This window comes from Belnapia sp. AC561, assembly GCF_979252845.1.
On the sequence record NZ_CEEDBP010000036.1, the window covers coordinates 51,483 to 66,630 of the forward strand.

The 15,148-nt window shown below is 71.9% G+C and carries 18 protein-coding genes and 1 tRNA gene; 7 read left to right on the forward strand and 12 right to left on the reverse strand.

Features of this window, described 5'->3' with window-relative positions; all coding sequences use genetic code 11:
• Positions 1-2 precede the first annotated feature (2 nt).
• The 9 genes from AC0IW9_RS23780 to AC0IW9_RS23820 form a co-directional block, all read right to left on the reverse strand.
• Positions 3-2,318 (reverse strand): MMPL family transporter, encoded by a 2,316-nt coding sequence (locus tag AC0IW9_RS23780; RefSeq protein ID WP_471650795.1) that lies wholly within the window; start codon positions 2,316-2,318, stop codon positions 3-5.
• Entirely contained in the window at positions 2,315-2,881 is a 567-nt protein-coding gene (locus AC0IW9_RS23785) for a LolA-related protein (RefSeq protein WP_471650796.1), read from the reverse strand. The genes AC0IW9_RS23780 and AC0IW9_RS23785 overlap by 4 nt, the downstream gene beginning before the upstream one ends.
• The gene (locus tag AC0IW9_RS23790; protein ID WP_471650797.1) at positions 2,878-3,810 is read right to left on the reverse strand and encodes an LpxL/LpxP family acyltransferase; all 933 of its coding nucleotides are present in this window, start codon (positions 3,808-3,810) and stop codon (positions 2,878-2,880) included. Before AC0IW9_RS23790 ends, AC0IW9_RS23785 begins: the two co-directional genes overlap by 4 nt.
• Entirely contained in the window at positions 3,792-4,094 is a 303-nt protein-coding gene (locus tag AC0IW9_RS23795; RefSeq protein WP_471650798.1) for a 3-hydroxyacyl-ACP dehydratase FabZ family protein, read from the reverse strand. The genes AC0IW9_RS23790 and AC0IW9_RS23795 overlap by 19 nt, the downstream gene beginning before the upstream one ends.
• Complete coding sequence (locus tag AC0IW9_RS23800; RefSeq protein ID WP_471650799.1) at positions 4,094-5,422, reverse strand: AMP-binding protein; 1,329 nt, start codon at positions 5,420-5,422, stop codon at positions 4,094-4,096. Before AC0IW9_RS23800 ends, AC0IW9_RS23795 begins: the two co-directional genes overlap by 1 nt.
• Positions 5,412-5,903 carry a COG4648 family protein gene (locus tag AC0IW9_RS23805; RefSeq protein WP_471650800.1) on the reverse strand — a complete coding sequence of 164 codons (492 nt, stop codon included), beginning with the start codon at positions 5,901-5,903 and terminating at the stop codon, positions 5,412-5,414. The genes AC0IW9_RS23800 and AC0IW9_RS23805 overlap by 11 nt, the downstream gene beginning before the upstream one ends.
• Before the next feature lie 4 nt (positions 5,904-5,907).
• A complete protein-coding gene (locus tag AC0IW9_RS23810) occupies positions 5,908-6,198 on the reverse strand; it encodes a phosphopantetheine-binding protein (protein WP_471650801.1) in 291 nt (96 codons plus the stop codon).
• Between the two features lie 89 nt (positions 6,199-6,287).
• Complete coding sequence (locus tag AC0IW9_RS23815) at positions 6,288-6,965, reverse strand: methyltransferase domain-containing protein (RefSeq protein ID WP_471650802.1); 678 nt, start codon at positions 6,963-6,965, stop codon at positions 6,288-6,290.
• A 4-nt stretch (positions 6,966-6,969) separates the two neighbouring features.
• Positions 6,970-7,743 (reverse strand): class I SAM-dependent methyltransferase, encoded by a 774-nt coding sequence (locus tag AC0IW9_RS23820; protein WP_471650803.1) that lies wholly within the window; start codon positions 7,741-7,743, stop codon positions 6,970-6,972.
• 79 nt (positions 7,744-7,822) lie between these two features.
• Here AC0IW9_RS23820 and AC0IW9_RS23825 point away from each other — a divergent pair, with 79 nt between their 5' ends.
• Together AC0IW9_RS23825 and AC0IW9_RS23830 are read left to right on the forward strand one after the other, a co-directional pair.
• A complete protein-coding gene (locus AC0IW9_RS23825) occupies positions 7,823-8,662 on the forward strand; it encodes a lysophospholipid acyltransferase family protein (protein WP_471650804.1) in 840 nt (279 codons plus the stop codon).
• A gap of 2 nt (positions 8,663-8,664) precedes the next feature.
• Positions 8,665-9,459, forward strand: coding sequence for a glycosyltransferase family 2 protein (locus AC0IW9_RS23830; RefSeq protein WP_471650805.1), 795 nt, complete (start codon positions 8,665-8,667; stop codon positions 9,457-9,459).
• On the opposite strand, the gene AC0IW9_RS23835 is transcribed toward AC0IW9_RS23830, so the two are convergent.
• Both AC0IW9_RS23835 and AC0IW9_RS23840 read right to left on the reverse strand, forming a co-directional pair.
• Positions 9,392-10,294, reverse strand: coding sequence for a polysaccharide deacetylase family protein (locus tag AC0IW9_RS23835; RefSeq protein WP_471650806.1), 903 nt, complete (start codon positions 10,292-10,294; stop codon positions 9,392-9,394). The genes AC0IW9_RS23830 and AC0IW9_RS23835 overlap by 68 nt on opposite strands.
• Entirely contained in the window at positions 10,291-11,292 is a 1,002-nt protein-coding gene (locus tag AC0IW9_RS23840) for an alpha/beta hydrolase (protein ID WP_471650807.1), read from the reverse strand. The genes AC0IW9_RS23835 and AC0IW9_RS23840 overlap by 4 nt, the downstream gene beginning before the upstream one ends.
• 295 nt (positions 11,293-11,587) lie before the next feature.
• On the opposite strand from AC0IW9_RS23840, the gene AC0IW9_RS23845 reads away from it, so the two are divergent.
• Complete coding sequence (locus tag AC0IW9_RS23845; RefSeq protein WP_471650808.1) at positions 11,588-12,400, forward strand: transglutaminase-like domain-containing protein; 813 nt, start codon at positions 11,588-11,590, stop codon at positions 12,398-12,400.
• A 45-nt stretch (positions 12,401-12,445) separates the two neighbouring features.
• On the opposite strand, the gene AC0IW9_RS23850 is transcribed toward AC0IW9_RS23845, so the two are convergent.
• Positions 12,446-12,568 (reverse strand): hypothetical protein, encoded by a 123-nt coding sequence (locus AC0IW9_RS23850; RefSeq protein ID WP_471650809.1) that lies wholly within the window; start codon positions 12,566-12,568, stop codon positions 12,446-12,448.
• A 173-nt stretch (positions 12,569-12,741) separates the two neighbouring features.
• On the opposite strand from AC0IW9_RS23850, the gene AC0IW9_RS23855 reads away from it, so the two are divergent.
• The 4 genes from AC0IW9_RS23855 to AC0IW9_RS23870 all read left to right on the forward strand — a co-directional run bounded on the left by AC0IW9_RS23855 (position 12,742) and on the right by AC0IW9_RS23870 (position 15,095).
• Complete coding sequence (locus tag AC0IW9_RS23855; RefSeq protein ID WP_471650810.1) at positions 12,742-13,182, forward strand: GNAT family N-acetyltransferase; 441 nt, start codon at positions 12,742-12,744, stop codon at positions 13,180-13,182.
• Between the two features lie 150 nt (positions 13,183-13,332).
• Positions 13,333-14,418 carry a TRAP transporter substrate-binding protein DctP gene (gene dctP / locus AC0IW9_RS23860; RefSeq protein WP_471650811.1) on the forward strand — a complete coding sequence of 362 codons (1,086 nt, stop codon included), beginning with the start codon at positions 13,333-13,335 and terminating at the stop codon, positions 14,416-14,418.
• Positions 14,419-14,462: 44 nt separating this feature from the next.
• Positions 14,463-14,536, forward strand: a tRNA-Arg gene (locus AC0IW9_RS23865).
• A gap of 400 nt (positions 14,537-14,936) precedes the next feature.
• Positions 14,937-15,095: a type II toxin-antitoxin system HicB family antitoxin gene (locus AC0IW9_RS23870; protein ID WP_471650812.1), complete on the forward strand. Its 159-nt coding sequence runs from the start codon at positions 14,937-14,939 to the stop codon at positions 15,093-15,095.
• The last annotated feature ends 53 nt before the right edge of the window (positions 15,096-15,148 follow it).

Below are 15,148 nucleotides of genomic sequence, written 5' to 3' on the forward strand. Positions count from 1 at the left end.
TCTCATGCGCGCACCGCGCGAGGCGCGAAGGCACAGGCCAGCAGGAAGGCGGCGGCGACGCCGGTGGTGACGGTCAGTCCGATGCCATGCAGCACGGGGGTATCGCTCAGCGACAGCATTCCGAATGTAAGAAGGGTCGAAATGGCGCAGGTCAAGACGGCGCCCGTCGTTGCGTCCTCCGCCGCCCCATCGGGCCTGGCCCGCTCCGCGGCCAGGAACAGGGAATAATCGATCGCCAGCCCGGCGAGCAACAGCAGGGCCGCCAGATGAAACAGGCTCAGCGCCTCCCCCAGCAGGGCCAGCACCGCGAGGGTGACCAGGATGGCGCCGCCGATCGGCCCGGCCACCGCCAGCGCCCGCACGGGGCTGCGCAACCCCAGCCCGAGCAGCCCGAGCACCACCGCCCCACCGGCCAGCGCCCAGGCCAGCGTTGCCCGGCCGTAATCGGCCAGCAGCCGCTCCATTTCCAGCTTCACGTCGAGGAAGAGCACCCCGGGCAGGCCGAGCCCGGCCGCCGCCGCTTCCAGCGCCAGCGGGTCTGCCACGCCGGTCGCCGGGGCGATGCCCCAGACCTCGGCCCCATGCCGGCTGACCAGGGGCGAGAGCCGGGCGGCGATGGTCGGCGCCCCGGCCGCGAGCATGACGAGGTCGAGTGGCGCCAGTGCGCGGCTTTCGGCCACCGCCGCCTGGAAGCGGGCGAAGGCGGTGGGGCGGAAGGGCAGGCCGGACGCGGCCTCTCGCAGCGCCTCGGCCAGGGCGGCATCGCCGGGCAGCGCTGCCTGCCGATCGGCCTGCAGGGCCGGGCTGGGCAGGTAGCGGCTTGGCAGGTCGAGGCCGCCGAGCAGCCCGCGTGCGACCAGCGGCCGCACTGCCGCGGCCAGCGCTTCGGAGCGCTGGAGCATTTCGCCTTCCGAGGCCATGGGGCCGAGGACGAAGAGGCTGCGGACATCCGGCGCCCCGAGCTGGCCGCGCAATTCCGCATCCAGCGCCTGCTGCCGGGCTGGGACCGGGCTGAGCGCGGCGAGGTCGCGCTGCCGGTCCGGGCCGCCGGTGGCCGTCAGCGCCGCGACCGCCAGGGCCAGGACCGCCAGCGCCGGGCGGGACCTGCCCCGCAACGCGGCCAAGGGCCCGAGTGCGAGCGGCCGGGCCAGGATGTGGATTTCAGATGGGACCAGCCGCGGCAGCAGCCAGCGCGTGGTCGCCGCCGCCGTCAGCAGCCCGACGGCGGCGAAGACCCCCGTCTGCACCAGCCCGGGCAGGCCCGAACCGACCATGGCCAGCAGCCCGGCCGCGGCCGAGACCGCCGCCAGCCGCAGCGTCGGCCAGATCCGCGCCGCCGCCGCGGCCAGGGATTCCTCCGGCCGGCGCAGGGTCAGCAGCAGGATCGGGTAGTCAACCACCACGCCGAGCATGGTCACGCCGAAGCCCAGCGCGATGGCATGCACGCTGCCATAGAGCGCCACCGCCGCCGCATAGCCGGCGAGCGTCGCCGCCAGCAACGGCACCGCCACCAGCGCCAGCACCGGCAGCGAACGGAAGCGCCAGAAGAGGAACCCGGCCAGCAGCAGGGTCGCCGTCAGGGTCAGCCGCTGCACGTCGCGCTCGATCCCGGCCGCCGCTTCCGCCGCGAAGACGCCGGGGCCACTCAGCAGCAGCCGGGCGCCGGGCGCCGGGTTGGCGCCGGCGAAGGCCTCGCGGAAGGCGGCCATGGCGAGGCGCTGCGCCGCGGCGTCCAGCCCGGCGCCCTGGCCGCGGGCGACCAGCAACGCACGAGGGTGATCGCCGGGGGCGAACCAGGCGCCATCCTCGGTCGCCACCCGGCTATCCCCCAGCCAGGCGGCGGCCAGGCCGAGGAAGGCCCCGGTCGGATCCGCGAAGCCGAAGCGGGCCAGGATGGGCGAGGCGGCGGAGCGCAGCCCGTCCAGCAGCGCCTCCAGCTTCGGCCGCAGCGCGGCGGCGGTGAAGGCCTCAGGCCGGGTCTCGGGTGAGAGCAGGTAGCGGTAGCGGAAGAGCAGCGCCTCCTCCTGCTCGCCCAGCCGCAGGGTGCCGTCGCCGACGAAGCCGAATTGGCCGGAGGCACGCAGCCCTGCCGCCGTCTCGCGCGACAGCCGCGCCAGCTCGGCTTTCGGCGCACCCTCGATCGCGGCCAGCAGCAGGGTGGTGGCGGCGCCCGATTGCAGTTCCCGCAGCAGGAAGGTGCTGGCCGGGGTGCGGCCGGGAGGCAGGAATTCGGCGAGGTCGGCGCGTGGCGGGGCCAGCCAGCCGAGCGCGCCGCCGAGCCCGGCCAGCAGCGCCAGCACCGCCAGGACCCGGCTCATGGTGCGGGTGCGATGCGCATCCGGTCGACGCCGCCGCCGCCCTCGGTCTCGACGCCACGCAGCGCGTCGCCCTGGCCGGTGACGGTGATCCGCTGCACCGCGCCGAGCACCCGCAGCGAGAGCGGCGTCAGCACCATGCGCCAGCCCTCGGCGGTGGCGGCGAAGGCGACGCCGTAATGCCGCCGCAGCGCCGCAAGGTCGCCGGCCAGGGTGCCCCGCACAGCCTCCACCAGCGCCTGCATTTCCGGCTGGTCGTTCAGGGCGAATTCGCGCTTCACCCCACGGTCGCGGCGTTCATAGGTCAGCCGGCCGGCGGCGACGGTAACGCGCTCGTCGATCGGCCAGGTGGTGTGCTTCTCCAACCGGTCCGGCGCCTGCCAGGACAGGGTCCCCTCGTTCGGCTGGCCGGTTTCAAGCTCGGGAATGACCTTCTCCTCGGTGAAGCGGGACCGCCGTTCCGGCACCGCGGCCAGGGCCTGCATCACCTGCTCCAGCGTCGGTTCCGCCGCCAACGCCGGGACGGCAAGCGGCGCCAGCAGCAGGGCGCGGCGGGTGGCCCTCATGCCGCCTCCTCCTGCCAGAAGGGGTAGAAGTTGAACCAGTTGTAGGGATGGGCGCGGCACATCGCCTCCAGGGCCCGGGCATACTGCTCGACCGAGCCCAGCACCGCCGCCTCCCGCCCGGCGCGGCTGCCGTCGCCGATCCGCTCGGCGAAGGGGGCGAAATGCACGGCATAGCGGCGCGGGCCGGTGCGGATGCCGAAGGCCAGCATCACCGGCGCGCCGAGCACCGCCGCCAGCACATGCGGCCCGGTCGGCAGCGGCGCGGAATGGCCGAGGAATTCCACCCGGTGCAGCCGCTGCCCGGCCGGCGCCCGGTCCGCCAACAGGCCGACCAGCCCGCCGCGCTCCAGCACCTCCCGCACCCGCAGCATCGCATCCGGCGTGCCGAGGGCGATGACCGCCGCGGCCCGGCCCTGGCCGCCGAGGGCATCGAAGACCGCCTTTACCCGGGCGGCATTGGCCTCGTGCATCAGCACCGCGACCTCCACCGGGCAGCCGGCGTCACCGACGGCGCGCAGCGCCTCGAAGCTGCCGAGATGGGCACCGAACAGCAAGCAACCTTGGCCGCCCTCCATGCGGGCGCGCAGCGCCTCCAACCCATGCAAGGTGATCTCGAAACCGGTGGTCTGGCCGGCGGCCAGCCAGACCCGGTCCAGGATGGTCGCGGCAAAGGTGAAATACAGCTCCCAGAGGTCGCCGAGCCGCGCCGGCCGCCCCAGCACCCGGCCCAGGTATTGTCGCGCCGCCTCCCGCTGCCGGGGCGAGAAGGTGAGGAAATAGGCAGTGATGGGAAACAGCAGCGCATGCCCCGCCCGCCAGCCGAGCCTGCGGCCGACCCCGATCATGAAGCGCAGCCAGAAGAGGCTCCCGCGCTCCGGCGCCCTGACCCAGTCCGGTGACGAGGGAGCCGTCACGTGGGCGCCGGCCATCCGAATTCTCCGAAGAGCACGATGGTTTCGCCGCAGCGACAGGTGAAGCCGACCCGGTCGGCGCGCGGCGCCAGGGTGATCTCGACGAAATCGCCGGGCGCCACCGGAGCGGGGAATTTCGCCCGCACCAGCCGGGCCGGCGCCTCCCGCCCTGGCGCCGCGGCCATCACCGCCTGCAATACGGCATCCAGCAGCAGCACGCCGGGGACAATCGGCTGACCCGGAAAATGTCCGGGCAACGAGGGATGGTCCGCCGGGATGGCGAAACGGGCGACGGCCTGCATCAGGCCTCCTCCGCCCCGGGCAGCAGGGTCGCCAGGGCCCGGCGCGGCAGCTTGCCCACGGAATCGCGCGGCAGCGCCGCCACCAGTGCCAGCCGTCGCGGCAGGAAGGCCGGGTCGATGCGGCCGCGCAGCCCCTCCATGATCTCGGCCGCGGTGCGACCGGGCGCCACCACCAATGCGCTCAACCGCGCCGCCGGGTTGTTCTCCACGTCGCCGGGCGCGACGAAGACACCATCCTCCACCCCCGGCACCCCGGCCAGTATCCGGTTCAGCTCCGCCAGCGAGGCCCGCTTGCCGCCCAGCTTCACCACATCCGCCAGCCGCCCGAGCAGGCGGAATCGGCCATCCGCCTGGGGTTCGATCGCATCGGCCAGCGGCACCGCGCCGAGGCCGGGTACCTCCGCCAGCCCGTCCCGTACCGTGGTACCGGAATAGGGCAGCCAGCTCTCCTCCCGCGCGGTGCGGCGGCTGGCAACGGAGCCGGCCTCGGTCGCGCCATAGATTTCCAGCATCGGCGCGTCCCAGTCGCGCTCCACCGCCATCGCCATCTCCGGCGCCAGGGGGGCGGTGGCGGAGATCACGGCGGATAGTGCGGCCGGGCGGCGGCCATCGGCCAGCAGCACCCTCAGATGCAAGGGCGTGGTGATGAGCAGACGGCGGGGCGGCACGGATGCCAGCGCCTCCTGCACCTCGCTGGGGTAGAAGCTGGCCCCGGCATGGATCGCCACGGCGGCCTGCAGCGGTAGCATCATCGTAGTCTCGAAGCCGTACATGTGCTGCGGCGGCACGGTGGCGACGATGCTGGTCGGCGGCCCGTCGCCCGGCCGCAGCCCGAAGCGCGCCGCCGCTGCGGCCGCGGCCGCGACCAGTGCGCCCCAGGGCTTGGCATGCGCGGTCGGCGTGCCGGTGGAGCCGGAGGTGAAGCCGATCGCGACGATCCGTCCGGAGGGAATTGCGGGTGGCGGGGCGGCCGGTGGCGCTTGGCGCAGCGCATCGACGCGGAAGAGGGGCAGTGCCGCGGCGGCCTCCGGCTGGTCGGCCAGCAAGTAGGCACCGGGGTAGCGGGCCGCCAGGGCACCGATGCCGGCGGCATCGCCGGGGCGGGCCCCCAGCAACGTCGGGTGCCCCCGCAGCAGCGCCGCGGCGAAGCCGAGCAGCGCCGCATAGCGGTCGGCACAGAGGTTCAGCGCATGGCCCTCGGCCGGCAGCGCGGCGGCGAGCGCTGCGGCCTCGGCCAGGAAGCGGCCGATGGTGACGGGACCACCGGCGCGATGGCAGATGATCTCGGCCGCGCCCCGGTTGGTCAGGGCCAAGCCCTCAACCGGCATGCGAGAGTCCGGCGGCGCGGATGGCGCTGACCGTGCGCCAGGGGGTGGCCCGCCCCAGCTCCGGGAAGAGCCGGCTGCGCAGGAGATGTTCGCCGAGGAAGCCTGCGGAGCAGAGGATGGCCTCCGCCAGGGACACCGCCGGCAGCGGCCAGAGGCCGGCGACCGACGCCGCATGCGCCAGGGCGAAAAGCCCGAGCAGGATGGCCCATGCAGCGGTCAGCCGGCGGGTATAATGCTCCGCCCGCGGCGGCAACCCGGCCGGGTCGTGCCGGGCATAGTGGGTGATCAGCGGGACTGCGCCCGGCCGCAACGTGGCGGCAAAGCGCCAGGCGATCAGCAGGTTGGCCAGGACACCGATCAGCGCCGGCCCATGCCGCCCGGCCAGCCAAGTCGCCGTGCCACCCGCTGCGCATTCCAGTGCGAGGGCGGCCAGCCACACTACCGGCACGCCCCCCGCCAAGCGCGCGACCCGCAAAGCCATGCGGTCAGCGCGTCCGGTTCAGCGCAATATGCCCAGCCAGGCTGCGCAGCGAGGCGAAGATCCGGTGGTTGCGCTCGTCATCCGAGCGGAGCTGCACGCCATAGGCCTTGCCGATGGCCAGCGATAATTCAAGCGCATCGATGGAATCGAGGCCCAATCCCTCGCCGAACAGCGGCGCCTCGGCGACGATCTCCTCGGGCGTGGTCTCGAGCGAAAGGGATGTGACGATCAGCCGAGCCAGATCGCGTTCGAGGTCGGTATCGCCCTGCACGGCCGGCACGGCCCCGGTTGACATCGAATTTCCTCCGGGCAGATTTCCAGGCTGAGCGATCCCCATGCCCGGCTGATTAGCAGAGCGCCGGAGCTCTCGGCAAGCTAAGCCCCTCAGCCGCAAGGCCGCTCGGCGACCAGCATCACATTGGGCAAGGGCGTCCAGCCCCAACAGGGCGTGACCGAGATGTGAAAGCCGGCCGCCGCCAGCGGCGCGGCCAGCGTGTCCAGCGGCAGGGGGCGGAAGGTCGAGCCATCGCGGCGGATGCGGCAGCCGAGTCTTTCCATGGCGACCCCGACGGTGCTGCGCCAGCCCCGGGCCGGGTCGAAGGCGCGGATTACGATCCGGCGCCGAGCCGCCGCCGCCATCCGCGCCAGCAGCGCCCGCTGCGCCGCGGCGGGCAATTGCAGCAGCACGTCGAAGATGAGGACGGTCTCGGCCGCCGGCACCGCCGCCGCGCAGAGGTCGGCCACGGCGAAGCGGGCCGGCAGGCCGGCGGCTGCGCGGTCGGCATCGGCGATCTTGCCGGGGTCGAGGTCGAGCCCGGCCACCCGCGTCGCCAGCCCGGCGAGCAGCAGCGAAAGCCCGACCTGGCCGCGGCCGCAGCCGAGGTCGGTGACCTCCCCGAAGCCGCCGCGGGCGGCGGCGAGGCGGAGGATGGCGACACTCGCCGGGTCGGTCAGCAGCTTGCCGCGGACGAAGTTGCGGGCGAAATGCGAGGCGCCGGCATAGCGGGCCACGACCTTCCGGGTCAGCCCGAGGTGGCGGGGCGGCGCGACGCTGGCGGACATGGCGCTACACCGGCCGCTGGGCCGAATAGGCCCGCATGATGCCGATATCGGTCTCGCAGCGGACCTCCTCCAGCCCGGCCTGGTCCAGTTGCCGAAGGATCTCGGGCGGCGGGACGCAGGCCTCGATGGTGTCCCAGTAGTAGCGCATCAGCGTGTCGCTATCGCGGCCGGCCAGCCGGCTCAGCACCGGGACCACCCCGCCCATATAGGCCTTGAGCAGCGCCCGCTGCACCCGGCCCTCGGGCGGGGCGATCTCCAGCACCAGCACCCGGCCGCCCGGCCGCAGGATGCGGCGATAGCCGGCGAAGAGCCGCCCGAGGTCGGCCACGTGGCGCAGCGCATAGCCCATGCTGACGAAGTCGAAGCTGGCATCGGCGAAGGGCAGTTGCTCCGCCCGCGCCTGCACCAGGGGCAGGTGGAGGGCGCGGCGGGCCTCGGCCAGCATGCCCTCGCTGAGGTCGAGGCCGACCATGTCCGCGCTGCCGCCGAGGATCGCCGCTGCCTCCCGCGCCACCAGCCCGGTGCCGATCGCCACGTCCAGCAGCCGCGCGCCCGGGCGCAACCCGGCCCGGCGCAGCGCCCGCCGGCGGTACCAGGGGCCGGAGCCCAGGGCGAAGGCGGCATTGATCCGGTCGTAGGAGCCGGCGGTGCGGTTGAACAGCGCCCGGACGAAGCCGGAATGCGCCTCGGGCGTCGGGTCGTAGTAGTGCACCAGGGGGGCATGCGGCGGGGCGGTATCCCCTGGCCGCGGTGCGTCGAGATCCTTCCCAGCCGGCACGCCCTATCCCCCAATTCCTGGACCACCAGCCTAGCATCCGCTAGCCTCGATCCCCAACCGCGGCAGGATGGTTACCCGCATGACCAAAGCCGAGCCATCCGCCGTACCGGCGCCGCCGCATTGGCTCAGGTCCCTGTACTACCGCGTCGCTTTCTACTTCTGCCTCTTCGTCTGGGGGCTGAGCTGCCTGAGCTGGAGCCTGCTGGCCGCGGTGCTGCACCGCATCCTGCCGCGACGGATCGGCGAGCCCCTGGGCCAATATGCCATCATGCTCGGCTTCCGCTGGCTGATCGGGGTGATGCGCGCGACCGGCGTGCTCAAGGTGGACCTGCGGGCGCTGGACGCGCTGCGGCATGAGCCGAGCCTGGTGATCGCGCCCAATCATCCGACCATGCTGGATGCCGTGCTCATCCTGTCCCGGCTGCCGCGGGTGGTCTGCATCACCAAGGCGGCGCTCTGGGACAATTGGGCGCTGGGCGGCGGCATCCGGCTGGCCGGCTACATGCCGAACGATGCGCCGCTGCCGATGATCCGCCGGGCGGCCATCGCGGTTCGCGCCGGCAACCAGCTATTGATCTTTCCCGAAGGCTCCCGCACCGCGACGCCGCCGATCGACCCGATCCACCGCAGCTTCGCCGTCATGGCCAAGGCCGCCGGGGCGCCGGTGCAGGCGGTGCTGATCGAGGCCGACAGCCCCTACCTGGCCAAGGGCTGGCCGCTGTTCCGCCGCCCGGTGCTGCCGCTGGTCTTCCGGGTCCGGCTGGGGGAGCGCTTCATCATCGGTGCGGCGAACGACGACGGCGTCGCCCGGCTGGAACGGCACTACCGGGAATCGCTGCCGGCCAGCCGCCCGCCGGCCTGGCTGGCGATCCGCGTCGCCGCGCCGGTGCCCGGGCCTTCCACCGGCAAGGCCGCCTAGGCTTGGCCACGACGCGGCAACTCGTCCTGATCCCCAGCTACAATACCGGGCCGCTGCTGCTGGAGACGGTGCGGGCGGCCCGGGCCGCCTGGGCGCCCGTCTGGGTGGTGATCGACGGCAGCACCGATGGCAGCGAGGCGCTGCTGCGCACGGCGATGGCCGGGGACCCGAACCTCCGCCTGCTGGTGCTGCCGGCCAATGGCGGCAAAGGCGCCGCCGTGCTGGCCGGGCTGGAACAGGCGCTGGCGGAAGGCTTCACCCATGCGCTGGTGATGGATGCCGATGGCCAGCATCCTGCCACTGCCATCGGTGCCTTCATGGCCGCGGCCGCCGCGATGCCGGAGGCGCTGGTGCTGGGCCGGCCGGTCTTCGGGCCGGAGGCGCCGCAACTCAGGGTGCGCGGCCGCCGCATCTCCAACTGGTGGGCGAACTTGGAGACGCTGGGGGCCGGGATCGGCGATTCCCTCTTCGGCTTCCGGGTCTATCCTATCGGGCCGCTGCTGCGGGTGATGCGGCGCGGCGGCTGGATGCGGCGCTTCGACTTCGACCCGGAGGCGGCGGTGCGGCTGGCCTGGGCCGGGCTGCCGCTGGTCAATATCCCCGCGCCGGTCCGCTACCTGCGGGCGGAGGAGGGCGGCGTCTCCCACTTCCACTACGGGCGGGACAATGTCCTGCTGACCTGGATGCATATCCGGCTGGTCTTCGGGATGCTGGCGCGACTGCCCCTGCTCATGACCCGGCGCCTTCGCCGTCGGCGCCATCCCGTGACGGCAACCCGGCCAATGACCCCAGGCTGAACCCGGCCGCGGCGCAGCGGTCGAGCAGCCGCGGCAGGACCTCGAGCACGGTGGCGGGACGGTCACGGGGTGCGCCACGGGGTGCGGTATCGTGCAGCAGCAGGATGTCGCGCCCGGCCAGGCCGCGGGTCAGCCGCTCCAGCACGCGCTCGGCCCGGCCCGGGCGCCCGTCGTAGCCGCGCCGGGTCCAGGCGACGAGCTGCAGGCCCTCCATCGCCAGGACCGGGTCCAGCAGCGGGTTGCGCAAGCCCATCGGCGCCCGGAAGAAGCGCGGTGCCACCCCGGTTGCCTCGGCGATTGCCCGCTGCGCCATGGAGACATCCTGTCGCAGCGCCCAGGGGCCGCGGCAGGCGAAGCTCCAGCGGTGGTGGTGGCTGTGGTTCTCCACCGTATGGCCACGGCGCAGCATCTCCCGCAGCAGGGGGCCGTGGCGGGCGGCCTTGCGGCCGATGACGAAGAAGCTGGCCTTGGCCTGGTGCCGTTCCAGCAGGTCGAGCACGCGGGGGGTGACCTCCGGGTCCGGGCCATCGTCGAAGGTAAGGGCGATGGTCCCGGCCATGCTGGCAGGCAGCGTCACTAGGTTCGGCCCGAGCCGGCCGCCGCGGGGATGCATCAGCGCCGCGAGCAGCGCGTGGTTGCCCGCCAGCAGCGCCAGGACCTGGGGCAGGAATTCCGGCTGGCCGGCGAGGCCATAGGCCGATGCGGCATGCAGCCAGAGCGAGGCGCGCGGGATCGGTGCCGGCGACCAGGGCAGGCCCTGGGTCCATGCGCTGTTGCCGAGCAGCGGCCGGGCCTGCCGCAGGCTGGTCCCGAAGGAGGGATCGACGGCGGTCATGGCGCCACGGCCTCGCTGCCGTCCTGCAGCCATTTCCGACCGGCTGCCTCGGCGCCGGAGGGGAGGGGGGCGTCGGGATGCAGCATCCAGTCCATGATATCCTGGGCAACGACCTGCCGCTGCTTGTCGCGCAGCAGCAGGTGGTAGCCCTCCGGGTAGAAGGCGAAGCGCCGCTGCAGCGTCTCCGGCAGGGTCTGCAGCAGGCCGCGGATGCCAGGGGCGGGGACGATCCGGTCATGCCCGCCATAGAGCACCAGCACGGGGCGCCGGAACTGCCCTGCTGCCGCCAGGGCATCGTCCATCATGTTGATCAGGCCATAGACCGCATCGACGCGGAAGGTCTTGGTGGTCAGCGGATCCTCCGACCAGCGCCGCATCGCCGCGTCATTGTCGGTTGGCGAGAAGCCGGGCGCCGAGCCGGAGAAGCCGACGGCGGGAATGGCATGCGCGGCGAATTCGAGCATCCGCTTGGAGAAGTCGCTCATCGTGGCGCGGCCGCGGATGCCGGGGGCCATCAGCACATAGCCAGCGATGGGTGGCGCATCGGGCCGGGCGGCGGCCAGCAGGGCGACGGCCGCCCCCATGCTTTCCCCCAGCAGGAAGACCGGCACCTGGGGATGCAGCGCCTGCAGGGCCCGGGTGACGGTCGCGGCATCGGCCGCCAGGGTCTCGCCGCCGGCCCAGTAGCCGCGATGCGGGGCGGCGCCGAAGCCGCGCTGGTCATAGGCATAGACCGCGATGCCCTGGGCGACGAAGATCTCCGCCGGGATCTGGAAGGCATTCCGCGAATAGTCGCCGAAGCCGTGCAGGACGAGCACCACCGCCTTGGGTCGGCCTGCCGGCAGCCACGACCGGTAGGGCAGCCGGGCGCCATCCGGCATGAGGAGGCTCTCGGTGGCGACCTGCGGCGCGACGGCGGCGGGGCCGGCGGGGATGACGACGGGCGTGCAGCCCATGAGTAGTAGTAGGACCAGGACGGCGCAGAGGCGCCGGCTCATAGCGCGCGGCCAGCCCATGGCTAACGATCGATCCTGCCAGGCCGGAGGCGGTTGGCGTCCGGCTGAACCCGGTGCATGAGATGGGGCGCGGGATGGAGCGGTGACATGTCCGTGTCTGGCATCCGGGTCGGCCGATCGCGGCTCATGCGGTTAGCATTCGCGGCATGGCGCCTCAAGGCCGTTCGGACCTGCTCAGCATAGGTCCGCAGGGAAGGCGGTCAAATTTTGCGGGCGCATCTGTGCAACATCTGCGCAATTCCAACGTTGCGAAGCCCAATCTGGTTGGAACCGAGGCATGCTTATCCGAATTGGCTATAAACTCACCTATGATTTCCCGATGCAGACCGATGCGGTCTTCCTGCTGAACGTGCATCCGAGCCGTACGGCGGATCTGCTGAGCCCCGATGGCGTCGTCGTCACCCCCTTCCTGCCGGTGCATTTCTACACTGACGGCTTCGGCAATACCTGCCAGCGCATCTCCGCCCCGGCCGGCCGCTACACGCTGACCGCGGATGCGGTGATCCGCGACAGCGGCCTGCCGGATGTGGTGGCGCCCCATGCCCGCCAGATGGCCGTGGCTGCGGTGCCGGACGACGCCCTCGTTTTCCTGCTGGCTAGCCGCTACTGCGATACCGAGGTGCTGTCCGACATCGCCTGGCAGACCTTTGGCAATACCCCGATGGGCTGGCCCCGCGTGCAGGCGATCTGCGACTTCGTCAACAACCGGATCCGCTTCGACTACCAGCGCGCGCGCAATACCCGCACCGCGTCAGAGGGCTACCAGGAACAGGTCGGCGTCTGCCGCGACTTCACCCATCTTGCGGTGACGCTCTGCCGCTGCATGAATATCCCGGCGCGCTACTGCACCGGCTATCTCGGCGATATTGGCGTGCCCGCCGTGCCTGACCCGATGGACTGGTCCGCCTGGTTCGAGGTCTATCTCGAAGGCGGCTGGTACACCTTCGACGCCCGGCACAACCGTCCGCGCATCGGCCGGGTGCTGATGGCGCGTGGCCGGGATGCCGCCGATGTGGCGATCAGTACCACCTTCGGCCCAAGCACTCTGGTCGAGTTCCAGGTGATCACGGATGAGGTCTCGCAGGGATAACGCCGCGCCAGGTCCAGGCCGGGGCCGGCCCCGCGGCGGCTGGCCTCAATAGACCAGCTTGTTCAGCGCCAGCTCGATGGCCACGACGAAGCTGGTGAAATAGGCCAGGGCGAAGGCATAGGTGGCGGCATCGCTAAGTTGCTCGGTGCCGATGGCGAGGCGGTTCATGGTACTGGTCTCCTGCTGTGGCGATGGTCCCTGGGGTTTGCACCCGGGGGCGACCCGTCCGTGCCGCGGAAGATCGTCCTCTCCCGGCCGGGACGCCACGCCTAAGCCCGGATAGGCTGCATCCACCGGATGAATGGTGGCCAGCACTCGGGCAGGGAAAGGGGAGGGACCCGGTGACATCGCGCCATGGCCTGGAAATCCGCGCCGCCAGCCCGGCCGAGGCTGCCGGCTTGGCGGACCTGCTGGGCGGCGGCCTCGACCCGCGCCTGCTGGCGGAGCGGCTGGCAGCCTTGCAGCAAGGGCCGGGCGCCGCCCTCATCGCCGTCGACTGGGGCCCTCCCGCCGGGCTCGTCATCCTGCATTGGTACCGCAGCCTCGACGCGGCGCAGCCCATCGCCCAGGTCACCACCCTGCTGGTGCGGCCGGAGGACCGGCGGCGCGGGATCGGCCGGCTGCTGCTGAAGGCCGCCGCGCAGGCGGCCCGCAGCGCGGGATGCGGCATGCTGGAGTTGCTGGCGCCGGCAGAGGCGCCTGTGCTCGGCGACTTCTGCCTGGCAACTGGATTCACCGAGACGGGCGCTCGCTTCGTACGGCCGCTGCGGAAGGGGGCATGACGCGCCACTGGGTGGCGGCAGGCATTGACGCCATTGTCCCCGCCCGCCAATCCGGCAACCGTCTAGGAACCGTCCGGTAAAAATCTCGTGCGGCCACGTCGCGTCCCAGGCTTATTCTGCACCCAGATGGGCTGGTCCGGAGGGTGTGCGATGGTTGGGCTTGGGCGGTATCGCGGCCTGCTGCCGGGCTGGCTGATGCTGCTGGTGCTGGGTATCGGCAACCCCGCCCAAGCTCAGGTCCAGGACGCTTCTTCGACGGCCGAGCCGATCCGCGTCCGGGTCATCAGCGGCTTCGCCGGGGTCCGGCAATACGAGCAGCACGAGGTTCCCTTCTGGAGCGAGCGCGTACCCGCCCTGACCGGCGGCCGCCTGCTGCCCAGCATTATCTCCTTCAGCCGTGCCGGCCTGGACCCGGAGCATATGCTGGCGGTGATGCGCAGCGGCGTGGTGCTCTTCGGCTCCCTCGAGGCCAATGCGGTGGCGCTGACCGAGCCGGAACTGGCGGCAACGGACCTGCCCCTGTTGGCGGACGACCTGGTGAGCCTGCGCCGCGCCCTGACCATCTGGCAGCCGCGGATCGACGCCATCCTGGCCGAGCGCTACGGGATCGAGGTGCTGGCCACTTTCGTCCGGCCGCCGCAGGTGATGTTCTGCAACCGGCCCTTCGTCAGCCTGATGGACTTGGCCGGGCGGCGGGTGCGGGTCGCCTCGGTCAACCAGTCGGATCTGATCGTGGCGCTCGGGGCACAGCCGCTGGTGGTGGCCTTCGATCGACTGCTGGCGGCATTTCGGGAAGAGCGGCTGGACTGCGCGGTGACCGGTGCCCTGCCGGGCCAGGGGCTCGGGCTGCATCGGCTGACGACGCATATCTCGCCGGTGCCGCTCGGCTGGGCCATGTCCTTCCTCACCACCCACAAGGCCGGCTGGACGGCCCTGCCGCCGGCGGTCCAGGCCGTGCTGCGCCGCGGGCTGGCGGATTTCGAGACCGAGATGTGGCGGGTGGCGGAGGAGGAAAGGACACTGGGCCTGGCCTGCGCCCTGGGCCAACCGCCCTGCCCGGTGGCGGAGCGGGGCACCCTGGCACTGGTGCCGGAGACTGCGGCCAGCCGCGCGGCCGTCCGCCAACTTTTTGTCTCCGCCGTGCTGCCGGGATGGGCGCGGCGCTGCGGCATCGCCTGCGCCGAAAGCTGGAACGCGATAGCCGGGCCGGTGCTGGGACTCTTCGCCCGCTGGTGAGCGCGGCTTGCCGGCCGCCGGCAACTGCGGCAAGCACGCTGCCGGCGCCCGTAGCTCAACTGGATAGAGCACCAGACTTCGAATCTGGGGGTTGGGAGTTCGAACCTCTCCGGGCGCGCAAGGCTTTGCTGCCGTTATCCACAGTTTTGGATAACGGCAGGGCTTCAGTGGGACTTCAGCTTGGCATCTCTATACAGGCAGGGTTGATCGCGGGAGCGGGCACGATGCCACCGGCCACCGCGGTGGAGACGCCGCCGATGGTATGGGTGCCGGCGCAGACCGGCGGGCAAGCTGAGCCGGACAATGGACAAACCATGCCGCCCTCATCATCGGGCGGTTAGCGGACGGATTCCGTCGACGCTCAAGCGGCCGGAGGGATGCGCCACCATTTCGGAAAAACGGCGGATAACCTCCAGATTAGACCGGAGGAAGTCATGTTGGCGCCGTTATCGTGCCTGACCTCTCGCCGCCGCATTCGGCGCCGCCAAGCCAAACAAAATACACACTTGGGAGTAACCATGGCCGCTCGATACTACCCTGCTATTCTCGAAAAATCCTCGACCGGGTTCGGCGTGCACTTCCCCGACCTCGACGGCTGCACCTCGTCGGGCGAGACCATGGAGCAGGCCGCAGCCAATGCCGAGGGTAACCGTCAGCTGTTTCCCGCCTTGAGATGATGGCTGGTTTTGGCCGATGTCGTGGGCATGACAGACGACACCAACATGACGGC

What these genes read in the sequence shown, in the direction of transcription:
- AC0IW9_RS23780 (WP_471650795.1), bottom strand. Translation starts at nt 2,318, where the DNA reads ATGAGCCGGGTCCTGGCGGTGCTGGCGCTGCTGGCCGGGCTCGGCGGC.
- AC0IW9_RS23785 (WP_471650796.1), bottom strand. Translation starts at nt 2,881, where the DNA reads ATGAGGGCCACCCGCCGCGCCCTGCTGCTGGCGCCGCTTGCCGTCCCG.
- AC0IW9_RS23790 (WP_471650797.1), bottom strand. Translation starts at nt 3,810, where the DNA reads ATGGCCGGCGCCCACGTGACGGCTCCCTCGTCACCGGACTGGGTCAGG.
- AC0IW9_RS23795 (WP_471650798.1), bottom strand. Translation starts at nt 4,094, where the DNA reads ATGCAGGCCGTCGCCCGTTTCGCCATCCCGGCGGACCATCCCTCGTTG.
- AC0IW9_RS23800 (WP_471650799.1), bottom strand. Translation starts at nt 5,422, where the DNA reads ATGCCGGTTGAGGGCTTGGCCCTGACCAACCGGGGCGCGGCCGAGATC.
- AC0IW9_RS23805 (WP_471650800.1), bottom strand. Translation starts at nt 5,903, where the DNA reads ATGGCTTTGCGGGTCGCGCGCTTGGCGGGGGGCGTGCCGGTAGTGTGG.
- AC0IW9_RS23810 (WP_471650801.1), bottom strand. Translation starts at nt 6,198, where the DNA reads ATGTCAACCGGGGCCGTGCCGGCCGTGCAGGGCGATACCGACCTCGAA.
- AC0IW9_RS23815 (WP_471650802.1), bottom strand. Translation starts at nt 6,965, where the DNA reads ATGTCCGCCAGCGTCGCGCCGCCCCGCCACCTCGGGCTGACCCGGAAG.
- AC0IW9_RS23825 (WP_471650804.1), top strand. Translation starts at nt 7,823, where the DNA reads ATGACCAAAGCCGAGCCATCCGCCGTACCGGCGCCGCCGCATTGGCTC.
- AC0IW9_RS23835 (WP_471650806.1), bottom strand. Translation starts at nt 10,294, where the DNA reads ATGACCGCCGTCGATCCCTCCTTCGGGACCAGCCTGCGGCAGGCCCGG.
- AC0IW9_RS23840 (WP_471650807.1), bottom strand. Translation starts at nt 11,292, where the DNA reads ATGAGCCGGCGCCTCTGCGCCGTCCTGGTCCTACTACTACTCATGGGC.
- AC0IW9_RS23845 (WP_471650808.1), top strand. Translation starts at nt 11,588, where the DNA reads ATGCTTATCCGAATTGGCTATAAACTCACCTATGATTTCCCGATGCAG.
- AC0IW9_RS23850 (WP_471650809.1), bottom strand. Translation starts at nt 12,568, where the DNA reads ATGAACCGCCTCGCCATCGGCACCGAGCAACTTAGCGATGCCGCCACC.
- dctP (WP_471650811.1), top strand. Translation starts at nt 13,333, where the DNA reads ATGGTTGGGCTTGGGCGGTATCGCGGCCTGCTGCCGGGCTGGCTGATG.
- AC0IW9_RS23870 (WP_471650812.1), top strand. Translation starts at nt 14,937, where the DNA reads ATGGCCGCTCGATACTACCCTGCTATTCTCGAAAAATCCTCGACCGGG.